This window comes from Falsiroseomonas oryzae (assembly GCF_027856955.1).
In the GTDB taxonomy this organism is placed as follows: Bacteria; Pseudomonadota; Alphaproteobacteria; order Acetobacterales; family Acetobacteraceae; genus Falsiroseomonas; species Falsiroseomonas oryzae.
Window position 1 is genome coordinate 1 of record NZ_JAPSMD010000993.1, and the last position, 597, is coordinate 597.

Genomic DNA, 597 nt, shown 5'->3' on the forward strand with positions numbered 1-597 from the left:
CGCCACGCCGAGGCCGTCGAGCAGGGGCCGGCATGCCGAGGCCGCCAACTGCGCGGGCGCCGGCCAGAAGACGACGACCGTCGCCGCGCCGAAGCCCTCGCGGAGCACGGTGACGGCGCTCGCCGCGCGCTCCGGCGCGACATCGCCGCCGGCCGGGCGATCGAGCGCGATCAGCAGCATGCCGGCATCGAGCAGCCCCGCGGCGAGCGGGTCGTCGCAGCCGTGCCGGAAGGCGCCGCCGCCGGCCAGTACCGCCGCGTCGTCGCCGGACGTCCAGCCATGCGGCAGCAGCAGGACACCCGACACCTCCTCCGGATCCTCGCCGAGCCGCACCGCCACCGGCTCCAGCACCAACGGGCAGGCCGAGGCGGACGCGGAGAGCAGGAGGCCGAGGATGATCGCCATTGCGTAGCGCATGGCGCCTCTCCCTTCACCGGAACGCCGCGAGGCCGGCCTTGCAGGCGCTGGTGAAGCCCTCCGCGCCGGGCGGCTGCACGCCGGCCAGCAGGTCGCAGAGCAGCGGCGCGCGCTCCGGCCACGCCTGGTCGGGCAGCGCCTCGCCCACGCGGAACGCCGGCGCGCCGGGGCCGAGCCGGA

The 597-nt window shown here is 77.6% G+C and carries 1 protein-coding gene; it reads right to left on the reverse strand.

Translation table 11 applies throughout. From position 1 onward, the window contains the following. The coding region (locus OZN99_RS33135) for a hypothetical protein (RefSeq protein WP_270939407.1) at positions 1-417 on the reverse strand (417 nt) is incomplete at its 3' end. Positions 418-597: the final 180 nt, after the last annotated feature.